We start from the raw sequence: 24385 nt of genomic DNA, 5'->3' as shown, positions 1-24385 counted from the left end.
AGGATGGTGAACATTACGCGGCCTCCTTTTGCTCTTCAATGCGTTTTCCAGGCACCGGGACGCGCTCTGCATCGGCTTTGATATAGGCTTTTAATGCTGGCGGGATTCGGCCTCCGCAGATCTCTGCAATGGTCTTACCGGGTCGTCTCTCGAACTCTTTTCGACCGCTCCATGCGTGATAACGCTTCACTAGGGTTACACCAACCTCTTGGAATGGGTTGGCTTTGAAGTCGAGCAGAAACGCCACAATCGCATCCAGTTCTTCTCGTGCTCTTGCGTCTTGCTCTTGGGTCCACAAAACGCTGGCAAGTGCCAATGCGGCAAATCCCCTGGAATCGGCGTCGTTGATGAAGTCGTGCTGAGGCCGGTGCAAGACAGCTGTTCCAACGGCTGCTTTCACTACGTCGAGTCGTTTGGTCTGCACAGCTGGCAGTAGCAGGTATGAGTAGTTCATTCCCACACCCCCTGCACTACTGCATCCAACGGGTTTTCCCTGGGCGCTTTTCGGTCATAACGCTGCTTCAAGCTTCTGCGTTCATCGCGCTTCGACTTCTGCGATTGTTTGAAGAACGCAAAAGCGTTGTCTTCGAGCGAGAATGCGGCTTCGTTTCTATATAAATGTTCTAATTTCATAAATCGTCTCCTGTTTTCATATTTGTTTATGAGTAGTCGCACTACCCATAAATTCAGTTAAACAGACGACTGAAAACTGTCCAGGTTGAAAAACGAGAGATATTTCTCAATTTTTCTATTTAGTCAAAACATTCTCCTTGCGCTCTTGCCTCAATCGCTTTCAATAAGGAAAGACAGGAGAGAAAAGGAGCACGCGAATGAAAAGACAAACCGGGTATTCATTGACCGAACTACTCATTGCAGCTGGCATCGTTAGCGTGGTCGGCGCTGTCGCATTCGTGCTCTACCAGCCGGTTAAAGCGCGCGCGCAGACGCGCGCGGAGAGCGAAAGGCTCAACGACTTGGCGACGGAGATCCACCAAGCTTTTGGAATCGTAGGCAGCTATGAAGGCGTCAGCAGTGAGCGCCTGATTGAAGAGCGCTTCATCAAGCCGGGGCAATTCCAAAACGGAAAGATACGAAACGAATGGGGCGGCGTCATTGATGCACAGCCTTTTGGCATCCGGCACTTTGGGGATGCATTTACCCTGGATTACACGAACGTCAGCTCTGCAAGTTGCTCAGATTTCGTCTCTGCAAATGCGCCCAATACTTACGATGTCGTGATTGATGGAATAAGCATCTTCAAGAACAACAACGATCGATTGGACGTTGCCGCGTTGACGAAAGCATGCGCAAGCGCTCGCGTTGTCAGCTTTGTCTATTACAACGAGAAAATTGGGCAGTTCATTGCCACGCCTTTAAACCTTCCTCAGCGAGATCAGACGGAGAAGAACCCGCCTCAGGGCCCAGGCCTAACCAATCCAGAAGCGGCGGCGGGTGGAAAGGAAGCCACACCCGTTCACCCCTACGTGCCGCAGTGTGGTCCCAAGCCCGCACTCCCTTCTTGCCCTGGCATCAGCAACCAAGTGTGGGAAGCGACGACCTTTCCCCAGTGCTGGTCTCTGATTGGCTCTTGCGCTCTTCCTGCAGATCCAACCCCGGCTCCGATTGTGCCGGCACTCCCCGAGCCCATCCCTCTTCCCGCTGTTCCTCCCACCGCCCCAGCGCTTTGCAGCGCTTCGTTTGAGTCTCAGCCAGCGGTCTGCCTTGCTGGCAGCTATGGGAATGCAACTTCTACGCGTCAAAAGACGTGTCCCGAAGCGTGGGGGCAACCTGTATGGACGAACTGGGAAACGGACAGAAGCAGCTGTCAGAGTTGTCCCGGAAGCGCGCAAGAGGAGACGTATCAAACGGTGAACAGAAGCGGCTCCTGCCCTTCTGGCATGACGGGCTCAATGACGTATCAGACGCGGCTTAAAGGAACACGTAACGTCTCTTATTCGTGCCCTGCGGGCCAGACCACTCTCCCCTCCCCCTCCTACACCGAGTGGGCCTGGGCGGAGACAGGTGAGGTGTTCTCGAAAGATGAGAGCGCGTGCAAAACAGAGGGCCTGACGGTTGCGAGCGGCAAGCTCTTCATCTCGAACACAAACACGACTCGAACCATCCAAGAAGGCTTGGTTCTTGCTCAAAGTTCGGACTGGACCACCCTTGCCAGCGTATCGAGCGACTGGCCGCAGAGCTACGGGCCGGTCCGGGCGTGGGCAAACGTGAGTTTTACTTTTAACGGTTCTACGCAAGGCTTCTATCAATCGGCAAACGGGAATACGCCCAGCCCTGGTAACTCTATCAACTACTCGGAGATCCGCACGCTGAACTTTAATGGAAAACTGGTGGACATCGATTTCCGAACCTTCGGAACCTCAGACGGCACTGTGATCAATGGCGGAATTCGCCTTCTTTACCGGGTTCGCTGACTTGTGCGCAGCACGCCAAACCTCTCTTGCGTCATCTGCTGCAAAACCGGCTTTGAGTGCTCTTGTCAAATTGGAATTCAGTGTTAGAAATAAAGAATGTCCAACAAAAAAACTGGAGCATTCAATGAAAAACAAATTTGCGTTATCAACTATCGCCCTGGCGATTCTTTTATCTATGTCTGCCGCAAACGCCGCAGAACCGGTGCAAATCGGAGAGGAAGTGAGAGCCTGTCCGGACGGGGTGGCTATTGGCGTCAATGCGAAGAGCGACATCATCTGTGCGAACAACGGGGGCGTAGGAATCGGCAAAAACGTCAAGTCGAATAGCGGCGTTGTGATCGGCACTGATTCGGGCCAAAGCTACGGCAGCAACGGAAACATCATCGGAACGCAATCCGTGGGTGCAGGCGATTACGTCAACTTGTTTGGAAATGAGAACAACGCAACGTCCGCGAATATTTTCGGCAATCGAAACAGAGATGTTCGAGGCAATATTGTCGGTAACGACAACAAGACCATCATGCTCAACAGCGTCATGGACGACCCGAACATTCACGGGAACCGGAACGTCATCAGGACTGACGACAACGCAGCAGCGAGCAGCGTTTCAAGCGCGGTGTTCGGCAATGACAACAGCATAAAGGGCAGCAACAACGCCATTGTAGGAAACAGCAATCTCTTGGATGCCAGCGGTGTGGTTGTGACTGATTCTGTGTTCGTCGGAAGCAATATCTACGCGAACAGCGCCAGTGGAAAAATCACGGACGCCGCAGCGTTCGGCAAGAACGCGGGTGTTCAAGGAAGCCGCACTCTTGCGTTGGGTGCAGGCGCAAGCGCGCTTGCTGACGACTGCACAGCCGTAGGCGCGGGAGCAATGTGTGTTGAGTCCAAAACGACCGCATTTGGCGACAATCGTTTGACGAACATCGCCAATGGTGTGAGAGACACGGATGCGGCGGCGATGGGGCAGCTTGCAGGTGTGGCGCGAATCATCGGTGGCGGCACTCGCTTTGAAAACGGCAACCTCGTGAGCCCTGCTTGGTATTTCAGAGACAACAGCACACACACAACGATCAGCAGTGCACTGGACAATCTGGACGAACGAATAGAGAGAGCAGGCAACGGTGGTGCTGGACAAGACGGCTACTCAGCGTATGAATTGGCTCAGCAATACGGCTACGAAGGCACAGAACGCGAGTGGCTTGCGAGTCTCAAAGGAGACAAGGGTGACAAGGGTGACAAGGGAGATCCTGGAGTTGCTGGTGCCGCTGGTGAAAACGGCCAACCGGGGCGCGACGGTCAAGACGGCCTGAGCGGTGGCGAGGGTGCAAAGGAGAACCCCTACATCGCGATCTCGGATGACACGACCAACGGCTACAACACACCCGCTGTCACATTTGGGGACAACGCGATTGCAGTCGGAAATGGTGCAGTTGCGACATCAGGCACCAGCGGAGCGACAGCAGTTGGATCTGGCGCAACCGCAAGCGGCGCTCATGCGTCTGCTTCTGGTGCAGAGGCGACAGCCGCAGGAAAGTTCGCCACGGCGAACGGGGGTGGCTCAGTAGCAAACGGTGAAGCGACAACAGCCGTTGGAGGCAATTCTCGGGCATTGCAAGAGGGAGCAACAGCGGTCGGAACGGGTGCGAGTGCCAGTGCTAAGGGTTCAACAGCAGTTGGCAATGTGGCAGAAGCAACGCACGAGAACTCAGTAGCGTTAGGAAATCAGACCAGAACGACGGAAGACAACCAGGTTGCAGTTGGCGGACGCCGAGTGTCGCAGGTTGCTGATGCCCGCATCGAACAAGGCTCAACTGATGCGGTCAACGGCGGACAAATCTACGACTTGCGAAACGAACTGAACGACAAGTGGGAAGCCACAAATCGTCGCTTCGATGGCATTGAAAAGCGTCTCAATGGCTTGGGGGCTCAAACCGCAGCGATGTCGATGATGGCTGCTTCTGGTGCAGGCTTGCCAGTTGGAAAAGTCGCGATTCAGGCGGGTGTTGGCTTCAACGGTGGAGCGTCAGCCATGGCTGTGGGCTACCGCGTTCGCACAAGCGAAAAGGTGAGCTTCTCAGCGGGTCTTAGTTTCGGCGGCAACGGTACGAAACCCATGGGTGGCGTCGGCATGAGCATCATTCTTGACTAAGAGAACGACATGAAAATGCATCATCCAAAGGGAGCTTCGGCTCCCTTTTTTGTGGCTTGCTATCGCGAAGCCCCTGGTGTGAAATGCGTTCTATCTACCGGCATCGTAACGGACTACACAGTGAAAAGACTCTCCCCACTTTTCCTTCTCATCGCTCTTTCTGCGTGCAATCAGCAGAGCGAAAAGACCTCTGACGCTTCTCCACAGTCCCAACCTACTCCGGTCAAAGAGCTTCCGTCCAAGCAAATTGGCGGCATCGAGCTTGGACAAGCTGCGAACCTCCAAGAGTGCGAGAAAGAGCGCGCCTACGGCTCGATTCGATACAAGTATGAGCCCGCAAACACCCCGTGCTGGCAAGCCAGCATCTTCGACCAGGGCGGCAAGTTGAAGCTGGAACTTGGCGAGATGCCGCAAAACACGTCGGTTGAGGTCAATTTCGGTCGGAAAGCCATTCCGGATGGCATCTACTTCGTTGGCAAAGTCACAACGATAGCTGGCAAGATCGAAGACGTGACGCTTGAAACGCAGGGCGTTGACCGTCAGCAAGAGATCTATGAACTGTTGGCTGCGAAGTGGGGCCAACCCACGTCTACGAACGTCGAGAAGCTTCAAAACGGGTTCGGCGCTCGCTACGACAGCGTAGAGGCTTTTTGGGCATTGGAAGGCATCTCGATCCAATACGTGGGTATGCTCAATCACGAACAAGGTCTGATCATCTTCCGGTCTGATGCATCAAACGTTCAGATGCGTGAGCGTGACAAGAAGCTGAGCGGAGCGGAATCGTTCTGACGCGAGAGGGGGCTTCGGCCCCTTTTTTATTGATTCTCGTAAGCTCTGCCCGAAATCATGGCTTCGTAGAAGTCCTCGCCCGCATCGGCAGCAGCCGTGACTCTTTTGTAGGAAGTTGGCGACCTGACTTGTTGACCAGTGATCTCAGCGATGCTGATCGCTATCGTGTCGAGTGCCTGGAAGGCTCGATCTTTGAACGCGAGCTTGGGATGATAGAGAACGAAGAGAAGAGTGGCACAGCACGCGGCTGCGCGAATTAAACTGAACATGAGTGACTCCTTGTTTGTGTAATGGAGGAAGGAAGCGGAAAACTAGCTTCCTTCTTTGAACTTAAAACAGAAAGGACGGGCGTCAACCCGTCTTTCTGTAAAAGTGTGAAATTATTCCGCTTTAAAGAACGCGGGTGAGCTTGGAAATCTCTTGATGAACTCGCGAAGCGCTTTGCTCCAACGAAACGTTCAACAGTGAGGCAATGAGCTGAATCGCTCGCACATCAATGACTGAGCTTTGGTAGCGCAGTGCGCAGTGATGGATAGAAAGACAAGAATAGAAGTAGGCCTGTGGTGTATCGACCGTTGGAGCGGTCAGCGACAGTCGTTCTTCTTCACTCATTTCTGCCGGGTCTGGAATCCAGACACCTACCTCGTTGATCTCGCCCTTAGGGCGGTCATCAAGGTAGGTGTCGGGCTTTTGTCTTGCTTCGAACAACACGGCTGCACGAATGGATGGCAGACGGTCCTCTTTCTCTATCAAGTCCCAGGCTCTGATCGCAGCGGATTTCGTTTTGAATTCCGAGATTCGGGATTTGTCCAACAGGGGTGGAGCGGTCTTTCGATGTTCTTTTGGGGTAGTCGCACTACTCATAAATGCCTCCGTATATTTAAAGGTTGAACTCTAAATATAGATCGGAAGTGCAATCGCGCAACCCAGGCGCTCATTAAACTTTTTCGGGACGATAACGCAGGCCAACTCCCATTTAGGGGCGTGCTACCATTCAACCAGGATGGCCGACAACCGGCCTATTACTGCTATGGAACTAGCGTGAGCCTAAAAATCAGCCGAGCCGCCATTCATGCGTCGATTCTGACGTGCGTCTTGACCACCGCAGCGACTCATGCCACTGCACAACCTGCCCCAGTCCGTCTGCCAGCGTTGATGTTCTGGACGACGATGATGAAGGCCGATAGCGATATCAGCAATCAGGTTCATCATTACGCAGAACGAAACGGATTGAAGTCCCTTCCGGCAAACTACGCCCTGCTTCTTTCAAAACAGACAACGATAGGCAGCACTCCTGTCTACACGGCTAGTCCGGACGACGTTCTTTGCGGGGCTCCGGCTGGGGCAGTCGCCATGGTTAGCGTCTACGTTTTTGGCCAGGAGGATGATCTCGAAGCGCTTCCTGAGTTCTCCGCACACATGGCGCGATTGGAGGGCTTGAAGAGGAACGCGCAAGGCGTGGCAGCACGTTCCACTCAACAACAAGAAAAGCTGCTAAGGGATAGCCAAGGCGGGCACGTTGATGAAGCACAGAAAAAGCTGATTCGCGCGTATCAGAGACAGCTGACTGCATCGATATCGCAGAGCGAGCTTCAAAAATCTTCGGCACCGCTCATTGCTCAATACGCTGCGACAGTGAACACCGGCTTTTCAAGAATGACGACGCAAGAACGTTGCGCGTGGGCAATGGGCGCATTCATAGCGAAGAATGCCAAACAGTTGGAAGCAAGCTTGGCTTCGGCGCAGCGTCGCGATGCTGCTCAGAAGCAGTCCAGCGCGCTGGGGTTCGGGCCCGCCGCACCGTCCGGCGCTGGATTTGACATGGATATCGCGGTCAACACTGCGAAGTCTGCCAAAGAGTTGGAGCACAAGGCCTTCCAGCTGGGCTTGAAGTCTCAATAGGTAGAGGGTTGAACAGAGACAAGCAACTCTGTCTCTGTTCAACTACATCGCCATCCCCCTACTCTTCCGCTTCACCGCTTTCGGCGCAGGGAACTCAATCACGTTGCTCTTTTCCTCAACCTGGAACGCTTCCCGTTTTGCTAAGGCTTGCTCAACGCCCAAGAATTTGCAGATGCGCTCCGCATCCGCACAGGCTTTAAAGATGGCTCGCGGGTCGTCTTGAACCACTTTGATCCAGGACTTCACGTATCCGGCGTGCCGCTCTGGTTCGTGCGGAAGGTCAAGCCGCTGGCTGGACATGTAGGAAAAGATCTCCGCTCTCAATTCCTCTTGCGCGTATCGCTCATCACCGAACGTGCCGAAGGTTCGATTGAGCCTGGACGGGTGTCCGGTCCAGTGCCCCAATTCGTGTAGCGCGGTGGCGTAGTAGAGATCTGCGCTCTTGAACTGCTGAATTTGAGGGAGGTGGATGGAGTCGGTCATCGGGCGATAGAACGCCTGGTTCCCTCCATCGTGCTTTATCGAGGCCCCGGATTCGCGCAGCACGCGCTCGGCTTCTTCGTGCCTCCACTCCTCGGGCATCACGGTAGGAGGCGCATAGAAGCGCTCTGGAAGACCGGAGATCTGAGAAGCGTTGAACACGTTCGCGTAGAACACTCGTGGGCCTTTGCGGCCCTGGACGGCTTCCTCCTCCGCATCCCCCTCCTGGGCGTCTTTCTTGTCCGGCCAGTCCCAAAACTCTACCTGGGTGGCTTTCTGCCCTTTATTGACCTTTCCTCCAAGGTCAGAGGCTTGCTTGAACGTCATCCATGCATTGGACTCGTAGGCCTGGTAGAGCTGCTGCATGTGCAAGTAGAGCGCGTTGACGCCGTGATAGTTGCGTCCAGAGAGCCCGTTCACGGGCGCGAGGTTGGCGGTGTGACGCGGTTGCCCCGGCGACCAGGGGCGTTGGAAAGGCGCTAGGTCTTTCTGCATCAGCTCGATGAAGAGCTGGGCGACTCTTTCAGTGTGATCGGTCATCTGGCTCATCGAATGTCTCCTTCTCTGAGGAGGATGATTTGCTGGCCGTTTCGGAGATGAGACAGCAAAAGTTTAATGAACTCCTGCTCTTCCAGCTCGGCAACCATCTGCTCTTCGTTCCAAAAATGCGAGAAATCGCCATTAAGGAAGTGAACCCCGTCGCTCTCCATCTTTGCGATGTAGGACGTTCCAACCTCCAATGATTCCAACGCGCCTTCCAGCGTCATTGCGCGCTCTTCGAACGCGCCGTTCTTTTCGTTCAACATAAAGCACCTCAATACAAATGCGGACAGTGCTTAACAACTAACAGAAGAACAGGATTTGGCAAGCAGGCATGAAAAAAGCCCCTGGTTGAGAGGGGCTTTTTTATTGGCTGCTCATCGCTGACTTCTCACAGTCCGAAGGGGATATCCACGCTTTCATTCAAGACTTCAAGCTCTCTGTCCACGTCTCCGCACCAAGCAATGTTGGCAACATACGGCTGGACGTATCGTCCGCTGGAATCCTTAATTTTCAGTTTCTTTTCTTGGTAGTCAGTGAACCGAGCGCGGACGTATCGCCAAAAAATGTTGGGAGCCATGGGATCAACTTGAACTGCGTTGCAGAACTTCCAGTAACGCTCGTAGATTTGCGCTTTATCCGTAAACGTTCCGCAAGTCGATACAGCGTCTTCTTCACACCAATGCGTCACTGTATTCGCTTCCGTTCTCGCCGCGCCCTTTGTTCTTCTGCACGCTTCCGGCCACTGATTCTCAGGAAGGAAATGGCCGCGCCGAATCAGTCGTTGTGCCCCTTGCAAAATCCATTGCAAGATTTCAAAACCTTCCTTTTCAAACATGACTTTGTGGTAATCGTCAACGTTCGGACCTTCAATAACGTTCTTGAATTCGACAATACTCAGCCGACGCCACACTCCCTCACTATCGTCAGAAATCTTGGGGGATTGGTTCGAACAGACGATCCATTTCGCCTTAATTTCATAGTTATTGATAGACTCTTTATGCTTTCTGGCGATAGTCATTGGCGCTTGCGAAACAATCGATTTCCAAGACTCTTCATGCCACTTTCCTTCCATTTTCACTTCGTCTGTCGTGATCAAGCTCGCACCTAAAAGTCTTTGAGTATTGAAGGGAACATCGATCTCGTTAAGTTTCATTTGAACCACGCTTCGGCGCGGATGGAACAGCGCCATTAGGTCTTTCAGCGTTGATTTCCCCGTTTTTGCTTTTCCATACCACCATGCTGACATTTGGTAGTTGATGGGCAAGAAGGTCATAGCACACTGTTCTTGCACGAACGCTTGAACTTCTTTTTCTGGGAAAGCATGATTGAGGAATTGAGCAAACAGAGATTCAGGACGAAGCGACTTCGGCTCTAACCGACCCCCTTCTTCCAATCCGCATCGGACTTGAATGAGGTGCCGGAATCCGAATTTGCGATCAGGGTTGTGAAAAGAGATATCGCCCTGTTTATCAAGATGCAGATAGCCGTCCAGGCAAGGAATCACCTTTTCATTACCGAACGCATAGTCAGTGAACGAACGCTCTGATCGAAGTGTGCTTTCAAGCGAGCGCCATGCTTCACTCGCCTTCGATTCTGTTGCATCTTTTCGACGGTATTTCCGCAGCCATGCCAACGCTTCACTCACCCCATCTTTGGTGCTTAGGGACTGATAGTGATTTCCGGTCCAGCGATGGATCATTGTTTCGTCATCGAGACGATAAGCGCTCAAATCCGGGCGTGTGAACATGACGGATTCAACGAACTGAGTTGAAACGTGATCGTCTTTGGCGCCTTGACGCGGAGCCTTTGGAAGAAGTGTTTTGACCTGACCTTCGGCCAAAAGTGCATCGCCCTTAGCTTTGAGTGCAACATCGCTTAAACCACTCTTTTTAGTGACCGCTTTCTTGGTCTTATCAACAATGATTCCAGCTCCTAGACCGTGATTTTTTTCTCCGTATTTTTCTTTGAATTCAGCGTCAGATAAATCAAAAGAGTCGATATCAATTTGCTCAGAACCATTGACAAATCCCGCATGCGCGCTATTATTTTCTTGTAATTGCATATTTTTCACCCTTTGTAATTGTTGTTTATTCACACCCCTCTGCCAGGAGGGGTTTTTTTATGCCTGAAACTGAGCGGCATGCTCTTCAAGCAAACGCCGAGTCAACTCAGATAGCGTCACTTTTTCTTGCTCCGCCATCTGATTAAATCGACGCAAGTTTTCGTCAGACACTCGAAATCGAAAGACCTTCTCTTTGCTTTTCATTTCCGTTTCTCTCTTCATAGTCATACCTTTTTATGAAATCCTTGTAGCTACGTTACGACGAATAAAATATTTGTCAAAACAATAAACTAACAAAATGAAACCCAATTGATAGATTTGGTCAGTACTTCTCGTTTTTTAATGTGGCAGTTAAAGATTCTCTAAGTTGTCTCCGGGTTACCTCTGGGTTTGCTTTTTCAACATAGAGAAACGGAAAGCATTGGGGCACAAAGGATTCAACGCTTTCTACAAGTTTCTATAAGATGGCTTGAGAATTATCCATACGGAAAATTGATTGATTGGTGATCACTCTTGAAAGCATGATCTGATCTTTACGTTTAAAACAATTACCTGGAAACATGTAGAACATGTAGAAAAACCTTCTAAAGCCTAGTGCCGCAATGGATTCGACTTCTACACGTTCAAAAATAGAGCTTGTAGACAACGCAGAGACAACTTAGAGAAATTGGTGCGCAAGGACTGTCAGCCAATAAAAAAGCCCCCGATTGGGGGCTTTGTTCTTTCTGCAACACATTTGTCATTACCTCAATGGCGTGACACGCATCTGATTACCTCTTCCGCTGACAAAGACGTGATCCCCAGGGCGAATCACTTGGTCATCGTCTTGAACGACTGAGAAGATATCGCTCTTGCCCTCCAAACGGATGTAGATTTCGACCGCTCTACGCTTCGTCACCTGTCGCTGCACGGCAGTGCCAATAGCTCCCCCAGCCAGCCCCGCAATCGTCCTTTCGGTGCCACTGCGGTTTTTGCTGAGCAAGTAGCCGGTTGATGCTCCGACTGCTGAGCCCGTGTTGAGGCGGTAGCTCTGGTCTTGAATACGGACTTCTTGAACATAGAGCACTTCCCCCAGCTTCACGTTCTGCTGGGAAAGCGCTTGTTGCTTTCCGTAGACGCGAGCTGAGGTTTCCGAAGCCTGGGAGAGGCCTGGGGCGGTTAAAGCAAGGGCTAAGAATAGTGCGCTGACTGATTTCATTGACACACAACCTCCAATTATTAAACAAGTGGGATATTCCACTCTTTAAACCTATGCCACATCCGGCTTTTGTCAATGAAAGGGCAACAAAAAAGCCCCGGTGAAGGGGCTTTTAGGGAACGGTTTTCATTAGGACTCTCATGAATTGAGGAAGTATTTCCGAAGCCTCTCGAACTCAACTAGAATAACAAAGGCTTCTTCACTCAAATTAAATTCATCAAAGACGATGCCTTTGCAACTCACTGCGACCAAATTCGTTCCGGTGCAAACTTTGGTGGAGATATCATCTTGCTCCCAGTGAACCATAAACTCATCAAGACTGTATCTTTCGCTGTGCATGCCAAAAAACAATCCGAGATGGTGCGTCATCACATCATACTCACGTCTACCGTCTAGCGGCTGAGATTTCAGTCTTTCGATCATCTGCTGGAAGTCATTCTCAAAGAACGCACTTACCACTGCCTTGTTGATATGAAGATTCAACAGCGAATTTGCATTTAGACTCATAACATTCCTTTCAACGCCCGCCAATCGGGGCAGAAAGAAGCATATCGAATCGGCGTCTCACTGGCTGAGACTGAAAAAATTAATTTCGCCTAAAATCGTTCTTCTTGAATTCCGTTGTTAGCACCGGAAGTAGCGCGGACGTTTTTCCGAAGATCCTCTTGAAGTATCCGGCGTTCGGCCTGATCGCGAATCATCTCCAACGCATCATACTTCTTCCAAACGCTGGTCCAGGCTTCCGTGGACTGCATCGCAAGAATGCCGGGGCGGTGTCCAATACGGCTCTTCGAACGTCCTTGCTTCAAATGAGTCCCCGAGCGCATGGGGATGTAGACCGGCCCTTGGTTGCCCCTGCTCTCTTCCATCATTGCTGGCACCGGCTTTTCCAGGGCTTCAAGGCTCGCGACAAGAGAAGCCACGGGGATAAGCCAGCGCCCTCCGCTCTTCTTCAACCCCGGCAACAGACTGCCTTTATCCAAACGCTCTCTGACGCGCTGTGCGCCACTTTTGTCACCGATGCCGAAGAGCACCAGGGCCACTTCTGCGGGGGTCAAGGTGACACGACCAGGAAAGGTGGTTTGGACGATTTCAGCGGTGGAGAGAGCGAGGATGTGGAAGTTCATCGCTTTTGACCTTTATTCATTTGCTGTGGCTTGTCCAAATTAACAAAGGCCTCTGCGATATTTTTTTCAAGCAGGTTCGCAAAGTTCATGACGACGCGGCACAAGTCTTGGACCTCTTGCCATGACACGATTCGTTCCTGACCCGCCTCAGCAGATACACCGCTACGGTGAACAATGTCATGCCGAATTTCCAAAGGTCCCTCTAATTCAAATGGGTCGGGGAACTCCATTCTGAACGCAACTGAATAAAGTTTAGAAACTCGCTCCCACCGATGCCAAACAACATTTTGCAGGTGCGTGCGGATGGCCAGTTTGGCGTCACCAACCGGGTCTTTGGAATCCAAGATATCGTCATAGCTGAACGTTTTTGCTTTGAAAACAGGATGCTTGGAAAGAAGATTCCGCATCACCCGTTCATCTACTTCAATCCAGTAAACGAGTGTCTCCCACAAGAAGGTTTCGAGTGCGGAGAAAACAGCTGCATAGATGAGGTTCCTTGCAGCCGTCTCCGCCACGAAATCGCCTTCGAGCTGCATAATGTCATGCAAGCGACTGATTCTGAAATCCAAGCGCTGCATAACGTCGCTGCGCTCATCAACATCAACGTCCTCGTCTTGTCGATACTGCATGAGAGCTGTGGGTGCCCAGTATTCGCCTGACTCTTGCACAAGCTCTTCGCAGACCTCGGCTATCAGTGAGTCATCTACATAACCTTGAAAACGGTTAAAAATCTCATCCTGGGCGTTGAACGGACCACCGTCAAGAAACAAATAACCGGTCTGATCGCTGTAATCGTATCCTGCTTGTGCAGGATGACAGAACCGAGCTAAGAACCAACGCCGCATAGCGTCCTTGATATGCAACTCAGTCGCTTGGAGAGAGGCCAACCAATCGTTGTCCACCTCGTGATCTGCGTTGGTAAACGCCTCATCGGGAGCAGTAAGAGCAATCTTCCTTGCCTCGTTCTGCTTCATCACTTCACGAATGTAGTCTTTGATACGGGTCACAGCGCTGCTCCTTAGCTTCAAACACTCTTTATCGGCTGGCATCGGCCAAAAAAAAGCCCCTGGCTTTCGCCGGGGGCTTCAAATTTGGTGCCGGACACAGGATTCGAACCTGCGACGTGCTTGCGCATCTACATTACGAATGTAGCCCCTTCAACCACTCGGGCAATCCGGCTGAGCGGTGCAGTGTAACGGAAGGTGGGCGTCCCTGCAAGCGCCTGTCGCTTTGATCGCAATCGGGTCGCCGCTCCTCCGGACCACAATGACTGCTGTGTTGGACGGTAAGGAGGGGCAGTTCGACCCTGTGAAGCCTAGCGCCGCTAACGGCAGCGCTGATCTAGGGCTATCAAGTCAGAGGGGTGAACACATGCCTACTACAGCTCCAAATCGTGATTACCTGAGGCACTGGCACGGGGCGGATTGCGATACACCTCAGGCACTAGGCTGAAATCCTTGGTGGCGAGTGATCCAGAAACCACCTCATCGAGCAACTCTTCCTGCAGCAACTGCAGCTCTACAGTGCGCTCCAAGATCGTTAGCAAGTCGATGAATTCGGTTGACAACTCGCTGGACCATCCGGCGGGAGTTATCTCATCCAAGGCGGAGGACTTCTTACCTTTTCTATTGGCTAGTCGATATGCAATCCACGACTGGACGACTTTTAGTCCAGACACCTCATACGCCCAAACATCATTGCTCACAGGTCCAAACTCACCATCACCAATCCTAATGGTCTTTGTCTTTGCATCGAAGATGCAATCCTCAGGCATCGCCCTTGAATCAACTCCGGTCAAATACTTTGCGCTTGAGGCAGGCCATGAATACTCTTTACTGAACCGCTCACCATAAGTATGAAGATATATCAGCTCACGCCCCACTCTAGCGACTCTCTTGAAGAGATCTGCATCTAAAGTTAAAGGCAGTCGCACCTCGCGATTTTCAAGCTCAGTCTTAAATCTGTCGGAAAAATTCGGATGAGCTAGCAGTGCATAGGCGTAGGAAGCAAAATCTTCAGGACTAACCGGGACCTGATACATTTCTTCCAGAGTGGGCAGAAGCTCTGGATGTATGTTTGGCTGCGTGGCTTTGGAATCTCGGTATAGCGGGATAATGTCTTTTGCGCCTCTCCCGGCAAAGAAATGCAAATCTGGTATCTCTGCACTCGCCACCATAGCAGATCCTGAGCCCAGGACGCTTGTGAACTGACTTGCGAGATAGATTTGCTTTTCAGAGGCAGTCGTCCACAGCATCGGGCTCGCTCTATCCAAAAATCGGCCATCGGCGACTACATATTGCCTGTCAAAAGCCCTAAACGAATAGCGCTCAATTACCGGCAGAGTTGACGTAGCGGTAAGATCGCAAATCCGGACCTTTTCAGATGGAGCCGGATAAATAGCTCCTACATTGTCACCTGATTTCCTGCCTGTCGGAGAGTCTTTGAATAGCAGCGAGCGCTCGGCCTTTTCAGAAGTCTGCAGGCACGCTACGCGCTTCTCCAGTGTCGCCCGGTCAGCGGCGACAACCCAAGTCCGTCCACATTTCACTCCCGATTGCTGCCATGGCATGAGATCTGTCAGCAGCGGCCAATTAAAGTATTCACCACTACCGGCAGGTCTAAATGGTGCATCCCAGTCAGATGACGCTTCTTTCGACTCCAATTCTGCAAGCGATTTCATAGACTCAAGCTTATGAAGCTTAGAAGCCCGGCCACCCTCCACTCGTGAATAGCGGACGACTGCGGGAACTCCGGGGTCTGACTTCCCGTATCGGACCGCAACCGTGATGGCAACAGGGGTCTTAATCGAAAACACATTCTCATCTTGCCTGCTGCCACGACCCTCCCCTCCCAAGTCGATGATCCATATCTCGTCACAGAGCATCCTCATGTGGCGACGCATTCCAAGAAATGCATCTCCATCGATGAATGAGTTCGCGGTGATGAAGCTCACAATGCCAGGCCCGGTCGCCAGATCGTGCTCAAACGTCTTCCAAAGCGCCCAGCGCCAGAAATAGACATAGAGATTGTAAATATTCTTGAGACTACCGCCCTTCCCTGCCCTTATTACTGGACTAATAAAGTCTTTAAGAATTGCATCCTGCCCGTTCTTACTCTCCCCCCAGCGCACCCATGCTCCGGTCATTGCTTGGTTTTCAAGGGTAGACGCCTCGTGCCTGTCGTAGGGCGGATTACCCAGACACACCAAGACTGGAACGGCTTCTTTCACTCGCTTAGCACGCTTGTGCTCAAGACCAATAGGAAGATAGAAAGACGGAAGTTCCGGAATCTTTTCGTGCGGCGACTCCAAAGTATTGTTCAGCATGATTTGGGTGCCATCACCCGGCAGATGACCGCCATACTGTTGCAACATTCGGGTCAGACGAAGGGATGCCACAGCATACGGACCAACCATTATTTCAAACCCGTACAGACTGCCGCCAAGCACGTCAGCGCGAGCAGCTACCGCTCCTGGACCCTCATTCTTTTCCACATCGTCCAAAGTGTGCTCGATCACACCCAGGAGGTATGTCCCAGTCCCCACAGCTGGATCTAATACATTGACTCCGCCCGTAGCGAAGCCAAATTTTTTTCCGAACCGTTTTTTCAAAAGGTCATCGACGATACATACTTGAGCTTTCACCACCTCGACAGGGGTGTAATACGCACCAGCATCCCGCCTTAACTTGGGATCATACTCAGCAAGGAAATCTTCGTAGAAATTGAGCCATGGATCACGCCGACCACCACTCATAGTTCCGGTTGGAACCTTGTTGATGACACGCATCAACATGTCGAGGGTTGCTCCTAGGTGCTCTTTAACCAGAGGATCAGTCAACACTTGCAGCGCGCGTGACAGCAAGCTACTGGCGTGCGTAAGCGATGCGACAGCATCATCAATAAAGAGCGTGTCACTGCCATTCGAGCGAGCGAGCAAGAGGGAGAACGTCACTGTCTGCGCATACGCGTCCGCGAATTGAGCGTCGTTAGCACCTGGAAATAGATAATTTCTCCAGTCCCTCGCCGCAGACACGACCGCAGGAACGTTGTTCTTAAGCGTGTCCAGCGCGTCGTCACGAAGTGTGCGGCATAGTGGTGCCAGATAGTTTGCCAACTGCTTCGCATTACTAGGAACTATCGGTTCCCATTCGAAGAAATCGCGCAATAGCTTGAGCAGTTGCTCACAACTATCCTCATCAACAGCGATTTGTCCGGCTTGGCGAGGATCTTGAGCCAGAGAGCATCGATGAATCAGTTCCCCTGTGCGATAGAGGCTGAAGTGGTGCCCGTCGCTATAGATGATGTTAGGAAGGTTGCTGAAGCGCACCCATTGCTTTTTATCGTGCCCGCTGAATTGGCTTACATCTGCCCCCTTCCCAGGGGCCTTAAGTTCTACGTAACCGCAAGTCAGCTTGTCTCTAGCGACACTGTAATCAGGGCGACCGATTCCGTTGCTGAGCCGCGTTTCACCCACAGGGATGATCCCGGCAATTCCTAGTGCTCTAGCCATGTCACCCAGAAGCTGCTCGAAGGGAGCCCGAATTTGGTCCTCTGGTTCGCCGGAAATGTGCGTAGCAAATTTCTGCTTAATTGATTCGGCGAATTGGCACAGCGCAAGGCTAGCGGCTGCATTCATTATTTATGCCCTTCTTAGTCTTTCAGTTCGTTGCGGTCAAACGCACAAAATCGAGTTAGCTGCATCATTGCGACCCACCAGGGCTCATCCGCTCCAATCCAGGAACTGCGTCAGCAACGGCGGCAGAAGTCGATTGTAACCTCATACATCAGAGATGTGGACACGGATTGTCCATCCAGGCTGACGAAATCCAGTTCAACACCGAGCGCCGAATATCACTTTGAACAAGAAAGGCATTTCATTAGGAATTTTCCTACCAACAACGCCCCTCCCGACTCCGAGCTAAGCTAGAGGGGCAGAGCATAAATTATTCACATGCATTTATCCGCACGCCGACAAAGAATAGAAGAGGTTGACAAACGACGAATCCGATCTAGTCTCACAGAGTCAGCGGTTTTTTATCTCCTATTTTCCCGTTGACACTTCGCCCCACGAGTGGGGATGTGGTTTTAAAGAGGAACCACAACTGCCCCCGAAAGGGGGCTTTCTTTTGGGCAACAGGAGACCTGTTGACAAAAACCGAATTGCATTCATCCTAAAAGTAGGCAATCCGCCTTTTTGGAAAAGGAGAATGAATATGAACATCAAAGAAATAGAAATGGGTTTAGCGCTGACCGGTCGTTACGTTGACGAACAAGTCGCTTCCGGCAAACGTTTAGATGATGTTTTAGCCAAAGTCGGTCAACGCCAATCTTTCTGGCATGACAAGGAAAATCTGCGTAATTTCAGTGAAGCTGTTCGCTCGTCTATGACGAATTAAACCTTTTCCCGTCCAGTTGAACCACAGCCGCCCCCTTTTTCCGGGGGCTTTTTTATGGGCGGCAGAAAAGCCATTGACAAAAACGGATTCGCGTTCAATGTGAAAAGGAGGCAATCCGCCTTTTTTGAAACGGAGAACAAACGATGAGTAAAAGTATAGAAAGCTTCTTTAACGATGAAGAGAATTCGGCGTCAGCGAAAGAACGCGCCGTGGCCCTGGATAACTTAAAATTGAATTCAACAAGTGGCGAGATAAGCCTTTACGACAAACTTGAAAATTTAGGAGTGTTAGAGAGGCATCTCAGACAACAACACGAGAAATCCGGAGATCCTCTTTCCTTTCACCACTCCGATTCCCCGTATGAAATACAGAGGCTGCATGAAATAGTATTTGAACAACAAATCAAAGCGGAAGACATTGATGAAGAATTCATTTCTCACATGGTTTTCGTGGATAGATGCAGTCCGAACGGGCATAGAAACAACGACTATCTCCGCGATGAGCAAGTCAATCCCGAAGCCAAACGATTGTTGATCGATTTGGGAGCTGACGCGGATAAAGCCGAACGTTTAGATCTTGATCATCTGACATATCGACTCAACACTCATATCAAAGAAGTCAATGATTTGAGCGACAGCGGGAAAGCGGCTAACTACGACGTAGAGCTTATCGATTCATTGATTCGCAAAGGCGCGGATGTCAACGGCAAATATCATTGCAAGAAGGATGATTACGACAACATCCATAAGAAAGACTATGAGAGATTGGAGCGCGAACGAAGATATCCAATTGTTCACGACATCAGAGATCGGGATGTTTTCGAGCATTTCATTGAAAAACACGTGACTGACCTGGACTTTACAGACGAAGAGTCCCCGCTCACGCATGCAGTTGCTCACAATGATCTCTCAAAAGTTCAATACTTGATCGAGAAAGGGGCGAGCATCGATCCGAGTCCGAAATATCACGACCGGGGCATGGCTTTTTGGTGCAATAGCGTGGAAATGGTCGAATTGCTTGGAAATTCAGGTTTCGACTTCGATCAAACAGACGACAGATTCAGCGCCCCTCCGCTGACGGAAGTGTTCAAGAGAGTTGAGCGCAATCGAGATGATCATGATCCGATAGCAGCAGTGAAAAACATTGCAATTGCCGAAAAAATGATTCAATTCGGTGCGGATATCAACAAGTGGCAGAACGAATATTCCAATGCGAAACAAATGATCGAGCATCTTGACTTGAAAAATCACTTCAAAGAATATCTCAAAGCGCCAACTCTTGAATCGGGGAGCCCTCAAAGAAAGCAAGAGTTCAAACGCGGCTTTGCCCTATAAACGTGTAACATCGGAAAAGAAAAAGGCCCCGTTGCTGGGGCCTTTTTAGTTCAACTGGCTCATCGCCAATTCCTTGTTTTCAGTGAAGCGTTAGAGATCCAGATCAAGCCGCATCTGACTCATTCGATTGAGTGACAAGAAATGCCCATCAATGTCGCCATTGAGCCAGGCCTTTTTCAATCGCTTCTCCGCCTGCATGCCATAAGCAATAAAGATAGATCCAGCGGGAGAGGCTTGTCCTTCAATGCCTTTGGAATTGCAGAACTTCAAACGGCCTTCGGTAAACAGAACAGCGCGGGCTTCTTCATGATTGAAGACAAATCGATGCATCCATTGGGTGTCGGTGCGAGCAAAGACCAGCGTGATGTTGTTGCCATGGGTGGAAGCCTTTTCCATCCAGGCTTCCTGACCCCTTCCGTAAGGCGGGTTGTGCCAAACAAACTTCTTCTTCGACCAGGGCGTTTCCAACCCATCTTCTAACGGCGTCCACATCTCTTCTGCCGTCGCCCAAGGCATCCCTTCTACGGGAGTGCAGGGATCGAGATCGAAAGGCCCTAGGGCTTCAATGATGCGTTTCGGGGTCAACCAGGTGGTGGTGGTTTCGATTGCATTTGCGTAATTCGCTTTGTTCATAAGTCTCCTCGTTTTGCGCAACCGGAATTGATTGCGGTGAGGAGATTAAAAGCGAATCACAGAGAGCGGTCCACTAGAACGTGCGCCGGGAGGGCTGGGACAAAGCTGGGACAATCTTTGCCGTTTTTTGCTGCTTTGCCCCGTCCCAGGAATGGTCACCGGAACGACAAATCAAGGACTTAGGTCGCGTTTTACTGAATCGATGGTGAACAAAACGGGGCGTCTTGTCATTACGAATGCGCCGCTCTACCAACTGAGCTATTCCGGCGGAGCCCGCGATTTTACGGGCTGGGCGCCCCGGCGGTCAATCCACCCGGCTCAGCCCGCCTCCACCCGGTTCCCGCACGCGCGCCCGGCCACGAAATCCCGCAGATTCCCCAGCGTGATGGCCGAGATCTCCTGCAGCGCCTCCACCGTGAAGAAGCCCTGGTGGCCGGTTACCAGCACATTGGGGAAGGTCATCAGGCGCTGGAAGGCCTCATCGTCAATGATCTCACCGGACAGGTCCTGGAAGAACAGCGCGCTTTCCTGCTCATACACGTCGATGGCCAGATGACCGAGGCGGCGCGACTTCAGCGCGCGGATCACCGCATGGGTATCGACCAGTGCGCCGCGCGAGGTATTGACCAGCATCGCGCCCGGCTTCATCCGCGCCAGCGACGCATCATTGATCACGTGGTGGGTCTCAGGCGTCAGCGGGCAATGCAGCGACACGATGTCGGCACGCGCCAGCAGTTCATCCAGTCCGGCCCTATCGCCGATACCGCCGAACGCAGCCGACGGATAAGGATCGTGCCCCAGCACGGTGCAGCCCATGCCGTTGAAGATGCGCGCGGTGGCCAGCCCGATCTTGCCGGTACCCACAATGCCGACCGTGCGGCCATGCAAGGTGCGCCCGAGCAGGCCATCCAGCATGAAGTTGCCCTCGCGCACGCGGTTGTAGGCACGATGGGTCTGCCGGTTGAGCGTCATCACCAGCGCCAGTGCATGTTCGGCCACCGCTTCGGGGGAATAGGCCGGCACACGCGCGACGAACAGGCCCAGCGCTTTCGCCTCCCCCAGATCCACATTGTTGAAGCCCGCACAGCGCAGCAGCACGGCCCGCACACCCACCGCGTGCAGCGCGCGCAGCACCTGCGCATCAAGCCGGTCGTTGACGAACACGCAGACCGCGGCGCAATCCTGCGCCAGCGCGGCCGTATGCACATCCAGCGCGGCATCGAAATAGACGAACGCAAAGCCCTTTCCAGCGGCATCGCGCTGGTTGGCCTCCTCAAGGAAACGACGATCATAGGGGCGGGCGCTGAAGACGGCGATCTGCATGGACGGGCCTGGGTGGAATGCCACGCCGACCATACCGCAGCAACGCACCCTCTGGGGATGGCACCGGCGATGCAGGCATCGCCGGTGCCACGTGCCGCTTAGAACCTGTAGCCCAGACCCAGCATCACGCCGTTCTGGATCTGTCCGCTGCGGCGCTCGCCCACGTAGTCGGCCATGATCGACAGGCGCTCGCTGGCACGGCTGGTCACGCCCAGGTTCCAGGCCAGCACCTGCTCGCCCACCGCCTGGCTGCTGGCGCCGAACACCAGATCCGGTGCCGCGGCGAAGCCGGTGCTGTAGCGGGCCTGCGAATCGCCCAGTTCCTTCTGCCAGACCACCCGCGCGCGCGGGGTGATGCGCTCGCCGTTGTTGCCTTCGAAGGTCTTGAACAGCTGCAGACCCGCACCCACGCGGATGCTCTCCAGGCTGCCGCTGCGGCCCACCAGCGCACCCGCGCCCTGCCCTTCGTTGAAGCGGGTGGCTGAGGTACGCGCGTAGTCCACCACCGGCAGCAACGGCTGGATCACCAGCCCCTTGCCGGTGGTGAACGAAAACGCGTGTTCCACACGCGCGGAGATCGCATCGTTGCTGTACTTCGCACGCAATGGCTGCTGCAGGCCATCGATGCCGCTGACACTGCGGCGGGTGTCATGGCGCAGATCGGTATAGCGCACGGCCGCCGACAGGTAGCCACGCGAATAGGTCGCATCCAGGTACCCGCCCACGTCCAGCGCGCGCACGTCACCACTGAAGCCGGAGCCGTCGCTGGCCTTGGTCGACATATCGGCCGCCGCCACGCTGACACCCAGGGTGACGCGGTCATCGGCCACGCGGGTGTCGGCACCGATCACGATGCCACCGACATTGTGGCTCAGGCCGGCCACGCCGCCGTCAGCATCGATGCGGCCATGGCTGGCAAAACCGCGCGCCCACAGCCCACGGCTGTGCCCGGCCTCGTTGCCGCCAGCACTGCCGCCGGCCGGCTCGACCAGATGCATGGCCAGCTGGTTGAACAGGCTGCCATGGCGCATGCCCGGCTGCGACGAGACCGACTGCGCAGCCTGCGAAGCCAGCCCGTCTGCATCACCGCCACTGCGCATCGCCGCCTGGTGCTGTTGCACGACGTTGCCGATGCTGCCGATCAGTGCATTGTCGGCCAGTCGCAGGCTGGCGTGCGCGTCACCACGCAGGACACCGGCCTGCTGCGCGATCACATCACGGTCGGCGAACTGTAGCGCGCCGAGCAGCGACTTCAGGCCGCTGTCCTGGCGGTCCGAAGCTGCTGCCAGCGCGCGCCCCAGCCCGTCGCCGGAGGTACCGTTGGCAAACAGCCCCAGCTGGTCGAAGCCCGGGTTGGCGGTCAGCCACAGGCCGTCGGCCGTCTGGTTGACGTTGAAGCTGAGCAGCGAATTGTGGCGCGGACGGAACACTTCACCGGCAGTGATGCTGGCACTGTAGCCGGCATCGCCCAGCCGCACGACATCCTGGAAGCCCTCCTGGTAGATCGGCCCTTCCACCAGATCGCGGCGGTAGGCACCGGCATAGAAGCCCTGGGCCACATTCAACGCAAGATGTGCGCCCTGCGCGATCACCAGCGCACCCTCCTCGGTGCCGCCATCGTAGAAGCTGCCGACGCGCAGGCGACCACTGCCGGTACCACCGGCTTCGGTAACATCGAACAGCACTTGGCCGCCCGGCATGATGTTGACGTAGCCGTGGGTGACCAGATCACCGCCGCGCGGCATCAGCGCGCCGAACACGCGCAGGCGGTTGAAGCCATCTTCGCGGTAGGACGGGCCGGTGCCATTCAGCAGCGCATCGCTGTCGGTGCCGACCGATGCGATATCACCGTGGCCGACCACGATGCTGCCCGGCATCACCCGCAGCTCGGGGGCGCGCAGCGCCCCCCCCTCCAGTGCGATGGTGCCGTTGTCCACCAGAATGAAATCGGCACCGGTGGTTTCGGCGGTGCGCCAGGTGGCGCCATTGCTGACACGGATCACGCCGGCGGAGTTGGCCAGGGTCGAAGCATCCAGATCGGCCAGCCGCAGCTGGCCGCGTAGTTCATCCTGGAGGTCGGGGTCCGCGAGCAGCTGCTGCAACGACTGTGCGCCGATACCGTTCGCCCCCCGCGTGGAGAAGTTGTACAGGCTCACCGCATAGTTGATGTAGGTGCTGGCCCAGTCGGTGTTCCAGCGCGCGAAATCGTCGTCGACGAAGGTCTGCAGCTGGCGACCGGTGCGCAGGTAACCGGGGTTGATGTCGCCGCTCACGTTGGCCGTGACGTTGAGGGTGTCACCCGGATCGCGGTAACCGTTCGCGGTGATGATCTTGTTGCTGCGGATGTCCTGGCCCGGGAATGACTCCAGCTTGCTGCCACTGCCATCCGGATCGAAGGTGACCGAGGTACCCGTGGTGCGCGCCGGGTCGCGGAATACCAGCAGGCCATTGGGCTGCACCACTTCGTACATGGCCTTGTGCAACAGGCCCGCATCCATGCCGCCACCGTAGTTGCCTGTGTAGATCTGGGTCATGCGTGCCGACGGCGCATAGGTGATCTTGCCGCCACTGCTGGCGGCATGGATCTGCACCGAGTCGACCAGCGGCAGATCGCCGCCGAGGTAACGGTTGACGCCACCGGACTGCATGATCGAGCAGGACGAAATGCAGTGGCCTGACACGATGGTGTCCAGGCCCTGGGTACGGATCACCGCCTGCAGCCACTCGCCGGCGATCAGCGCGCCACCGTTGGACGTTCGCAGCACGACTTCGCGGATCGGACGGCCTTCAGCCTGCGCCTTGGCCAGCAGTGCGGGCAGCGCCACCACATCGGCGACGGTGACACCGCCGCTGAGGAAAACGCGATCGTCCTGCACGTGATAACTCATTGCCATGACGTCATCAGCTGCCGCGATGGCGCCAACGCCGATCAGCCCGGCCAGGGCCAGGCTCAACTTCGAATGCTTCATACGTTCTCTCTCTCCACCCGCAACACGCGGGTAAAGAGTCAAACG

Annotated in this window: 22 protein-coding genes and 1 tRNA gene; 6 read left to right on the top strand and 17 right to left on the bottom strand. The window is 53.7% G+C overall.

What is annotated here, in order from left to right; genetic code table 11:
- Positions 1-13 precede the first annotated feature (13 nt).
- The gene (locus D7Y61_RS02145; protein ID WP_180864805.1) at positions 14-454 is read right to left on the bottom strand and encodes a hypothetical protein; all 441 of its coding nucleotides are present in this window, start codon (positions 452-454) and stop codon (positions 14-16) included.
- Positions 451-633 (bottom strand): hypothetical protein, encoded by a 183-nt coding sequence (locus D7Y61_RS02140; protein ID WP_180864804.1) that lies wholly within the window; start codon positions 631-633, stop codon positions 451-453. The genes D7Y61_RS02145 and D7Y61_RS02140 overlap by 4 nt, the downstream gene beginning before the upstream one ends.
- Positions 634-830: 197 nt before the next feature.
- Between D7Y61_RS02140 and D7Y61_RS02135 the strand changes: the two genes are divergently transcribed.
- The 3 genes from D7Y61_RS02135 to D7Y61_RS02125 are packed head-to-tail and all read left to right on the top strand — an operon-like array spanning position 831 to position 5373.
- Positions 831-2432 carry a type 4 pilus major pilin gene (locus D7Y61_RS02135; protein ID WP_180864803.1) on the top strand — a complete coding sequence of 534 codons (1602 nt, stop codon included), beginning with the start codon at positions 831-833 and terminating at the stop codon, positions 2430-2432.
- The gene (locus D7Y61_RS02130) at positions 2398-4584 is read left to right on the top strand and encodes a YadA-like family protein (protein WP_180864802.1); all 2187 of its coding nucleotides are present in this window, start codon (positions 2398-2400) and stop codon (positions 4582-4584) included. The genes D7Y61_RS02135 and D7Y61_RS02130 overlap by 35 nt, the downstream gene beginning before the upstream one ends.
- A 9-nt stretch (positions 4585-4593) precedes the next feature.
- A complete protein-coding gene (locus D7Y61_RS02125) occupies positions 4594-5373 on the top strand; it encodes a hypothetical protein (RefSeq protein WP_180864801.1) in 780 nt (259 codons plus the stop codon).
- 26 nt (positions 5374-5399) lie between these two features.
- On the opposite strand, the gene D7Y61_RS02120 is transcribed toward D7Y61_RS02125, so the two are convergent.
- The gene (locus tag D7Y61_RS02120; protein ID WP_180864800.1) at positions 5400-5642 is read right to left on the bottom strand and encodes a hypothetical protein; all 243 of its coding nucleotides are present in this window, start codon (positions 5640-5642) and stop codon (positions 5400-5402) included.
- Between the two features lie 121 nt (positions 5643-5763).
- Complete coding sequence (locus tag D7Y61_RS02115; protein WP_180864799.1) at positions 5764-6237, bottom strand: hypothetical protein; 474 nt, start codon at positions 6235-6237, stop codon at positions 5764-5766.
- A 177-nt stretch (positions 6238-6414) separates the two neighbouring features.
- On the opposite strand from D7Y61_RS02115, the gene D7Y61_RS02110 reads away from it, so the two are divergent.
- Positions 6415-7275, top strand: a complete 861-nt coding sequence (locus D7Y61_RS02110; protein WP_180864798.1) for a hypothetical protein — start codon at positions 6415-6417, stop codon at positions 7273-7275.
- 42 nt (positions 7276-7317) lie between these two features.
- On the opposite strand, the gene D7Y61_RS02105 is transcribed toward D7Y61_RS02110, so the two are convergent.
- The 10 genes from D7Y61_RS02105 to D7Y61_RS02060 all read right to left on the bottom strand — a co-directional run bounded on the left by D7Y61_RS02105 (position 7318) and on the right by D7Y61_RS02060 (position 17321).
- The gene (locus tag D7Y61_RS02105; RefSeq protein WP_180864797.1) at positions 7318-8304 is read right to left on the bottom strand and encodes an ArdC family protein; all 987 of its coding nucleotides are present in this window, start codon (positions 8302-8304) and stop codon (positions 7318-7320) included.
- Positions 8301-8561 carry a hypothetical protein gene (locus tag D7Y61_RS02100; protein ID WP_180864796.1) on the bottom strand — a complete coding sequence of 87 codons (261 nt, stop codon included), beginning with the start codon at positions 8559-8561 and terminating at the stop codon, positions 8301-8303. The genes D7Y61_RS02105 and D7Y61_RS02100 overlap by 4 nt, the downstream gene beginning before the upstream one ends.
- Positions 8562-8686: 125 nt before the next feature.
- The gene (locus D7Y61_RS02095) at positions 8687-10393 is read right to left on the bottom strand and encodes a phage/plasmid primase, P4 family (protein ID WP_180864795.1); all 1707 of its coding nucleotides are present in this window, start codon (positions 10391-10393) and stop codon (positions 8687-8689) included.
- A 24-nt stretch (positions 10394-10417) separates the two neighbouring features.
- Complete coding sequence (locus D7Y61_RS02090; protein ID WP_180864794.1) at positions 10418-10582, bottom strand: hypothetical protein; 165 nt, start codon at positions 10580-10582, stop codon at positions 10418-10420.
- 520 nt (positions 10583-11102) lie between these two features.
- A complete protein-coding gene (locus D7Y61_RS02085) occupies positions 11103-11558 on the bottom strand; it encodes a hypothetical protein (RefSeq protein WP_180864793.1) in 456 nt (151 codons plus the stop codon).
- A 138-nt stretch (positions 11559-11696) separates the two neighbouring features.
- Positions 11697-12041: a hypothetical protein gene (locus D7Y61_RS02080; protein ID WP_180864792.1), complete on the bottom strand. Its 345-nt coding sequence runs from the start codon at positions 12039-12041 to the stop codon at positions 11697-11699.
- 113 nt (positions 12042-12154) lie between these two features.
- On the bottom strand, positions 12155-12685 hold the full coding sequence (locus D7Y61_RS02075; RefSeq protein WP_180864791.1) for a hypothetical protein: 531 nt from the start codon (positions 12683-12685) through the stop codon (positions 12155-12157).
- On the bottom strand, positions 12682-13692 hold the full coding sequence (locus tag D7Y61_RS02070) for a hypothetical protein (RefSeq protein WP_180864790.1): 1011 nt from the start codon (positions 13690-13692) through the stop codon (positions 12682-12684). The genes D7Y61_RS02075 and D7Y61_RS02070 overlap by 4 nt, the downstream gene beginning before the upstream one ends.
- An 85-nt stretch (positions 13693-13777) precedes the next feature.
- A tRNA-Thr gene (locus D7Y61_RS02065) sits at positions 13778-13864 on the bottom strand.
- A 199-nt stretch (positions 13865-14063) separates the two neighbouring features.
- Positions 14064-17321: a type ISP restriction/modification enzyme gene (locus tag D7Y61_RS02060; RefSeq protein ID WP_180864789.1), complete on the bottom strand. Its 3258-nt coding sequence runs from the start codon at positions 17319-17321 to the stop codon at positions 14064-14066.
- A gap of 577 nt (positions 17322-17898) precedes the next feature.
- Here D7Y61_RS02060 and D7Y61_RS02055 point away from each other — a divergent pair.
- Both D7Y61_RS02055 and D7Y61_RS02050 read left to right on the top strand, forming a co-directional pair.
- Positions 17899-18081, top strand: coding sequence for a hypothetical protein (locus D7Y61_RS02055; RefSeq protein WP_180864788.1), 183 nt, complete (start codon positions 17899-17901; stop codon positions 18079-18081).
- 143 nt (positions 18082-18224) lie between these two features.
- Positions 18225-19415 (top strand): ankyrin repeat domain-containing protein, encoded by a 1191-nt coding sequence (locus D7Y61_RS02050; RefSeq protein ID WP_180864787.1) that lies wholly within the window; start codon positions 18225-18227, stop codon positions 19413-19415.
- A 90-nt stretch (positions 19416-19505) separates the two neighbouring features.
- On the opposite strand, the gene D7Y61_RS02045 is transcribed toward D7Y61_RS02050, so the two are convergent.
- The 3 genes from D7Y61_RS02045 to D7Y61_RS02035 all read right to left on the bottom strand — a co-directional run bounded on the left by D7Y61_RS02045 (position 19506) and on the right by D7Y61_RS02035 (position 24340).
- The gene (locus D7Y61_RS02045) at positions 19506-20048 is read right to left on the bottom strand and encodes a DNA N-6-adenine-methyltransferase (protein ID WP_180864786.1); all 543 of its coding nucleotides are present in this window, start codon (positions 20046-20048) and stop codon (positions 19506-19508) included.
- Between the two features lie 318 nt (positions 20049-20366).
- Entirely contained in the window at positions 20367-21371 is a 1005-nt protein-coding gene (locus D7Y61_RS02040; RefSeq protein ID WP_180864785.1) for a 2-hydroxyacid dehydrogenase, read from the bottom strand.
- A 98-nt stretch (positions 21372-21469) separates the two neighbouring features.
- The gene (locus tag D7Y61_RS02035; RefSeq protein WP_180864784.1) at positions 21470-24340 is read right to left on the bottom strand and encodes an autotransporter outer membrane beta-barrel domain-containing protein; all 2871 of its coding nucleotides are present in this window, start codon (positions 24338-24340) and stop codon (positions 21470-21472) included.
- Positions 24341-24385 lie beyond the last annotated feature (45 nt).

It is taken from the genome of Stenotrophomonas maltophilia, assembly GCF_013464485.1.
Lineage (GTDB): Bacteria > Pseudomonadota > Gammaproteobacteria > Xanthomonadales > Xanthomonadaceae > Stenotrophomonas > Stenotrophomonas maltophilia_AW.
Note: the sequence above shows the minus strand (reverse complement) of the source record. Positions and strands in the feature narration are given on the sequence as shown.

Excerpts from the sequence above, each read along its gene's own strand:
- D7Y61_RS02145 (WP_180864805.1), bottom strand. The coding sequence starts at position 454 with ATGAACTACTCATACCTGCTACTGCCAGCTGTGCAGACCAAACGACTC.
- D7Y61_RS02140 (WP_180864804.1), bottom strand. The coding sequence starts at position 633 with ATGAAATTAGAACATTTATATAGAAACGAAGCCGCATTCTCGCTCGAA.
- D7Y61_RS02135 (WP_180864803.1), top strand. The coding sequence starts at position 831 with ATGAAAAGACAAACCGGGTATTCATTGACCGAACTACTCATTGCAGCT.
- D7Y61_RS02130 (WP_180864802.1), top strand. The coding sequence starts at position 2,398 with ATGGCGGAATTCGCCTTCTTTACCGGGTTCGCTGACTTGTGCGCAGCA.
- D7Y61_RS02125 (WP_180864801.1), top strand. The coding sequence starts at position 4,594 with ATGAAAATGCATCATCCAAAGGGAGCTTCGGCTCCCTTTTTTGTGGCT.
- D7Y61_RS02120 (WP_180864800.1), bottom strand. The coding sequence starts at position 5,642 with ATGTTCAGTTTAATTCGCGCAGCCGCGTGCTGTGCCACTCTTCTCTTC.
- D7Y61_RS02115 (WP_180864799.1), bottom strand. The coding sequence starts at position 6,237 with ATGAGTAGTGCGACTACCCCAAAAGAACATCGAAAGACCGCTCCACCC.
- D7Y61_RS02105 (WP_180864797.1), bottom strand. The coding sequence starts at position 8,304 with ATGAGCCAGATGACCGATCACACTGAAAGAGTCGCCCAGCTCTTCATC.
- D7Y61_RS02100 (WP_180864796.1), bottom strand. The coding sequence starts at position 8,561 with ATGTTGAACGAAAAGAACGGCGCGTTCGAAGAGCGCGCAATGACGCTG.
- D7Y61_RS02090 (WP_180864794.1), bottom strand. The coding sequence starts at position 10,582 with ATGAAGAGAGAAACGGAAATGAAAAGCAAAGAGAAGGTCTTTCGATTT.
- D7Y61_RS02085 (WP_180864793.1), bottom strand. The coding sequence starts at position 11,558 with ATGAAATCAGTCAGCGCACTATTCTTAGCCCTTGCTTTAACCGCCCCA.
- D7Y61_RS02075 (WP_180864791.1), bottom strand. The coding sequence starts at position 12,685 with ATGAACTTCCACATCCTCGCTCTCTCCACCGCTGAAATCGTCCAAACC.
- D7Y61_RS02060 (WP_180864789.1), bottom strand. The coding sequence starts at position 17,321 with ATGAATGCAGCCGCTAGCCTTGCGCTGTGCCAATTCGCCGAATCAATT.
- D7Y61_RS02055 (WP_180864788.1), top strand. The coding sequence starts at position 17,899 with ATGAACATCAAAGAAATAGAAATGGGTTTAGCGCTGACCGGTCGTTAC.
- D7Y61_RS02050 (WP_180864787.1), top strand. The coding sequence starts at position 18,225 with ATGAGTAAAAGTATAGAAAGCTTCTTTAACGATGAAGAGAATTCGGCG.
- D7Y61_RS02045 (WP_180864786.1), bottom strand. The coding sequence starts at position 20,048 with ATGAACAAAGCGAATTACGCAAATGCAATCGAAACCACCACCACCTGG.
- D7Y61_RS02040 (WP_180864785.1), bottom strand. The coding sequence starts at position 21,371 with ATGCAGATCGCCGTCTTCAGCGCCCGCCCCTATGATCGTCGTTTCCTT.
- D7Y61_RS02035 (WP_180864784.1), bottom strand. The coding sequence starts at position 24,340 with ATGAAGCATTCGAAGTTGAGCCTGGCCCTGGCCGGGCTGATCGGCGTT.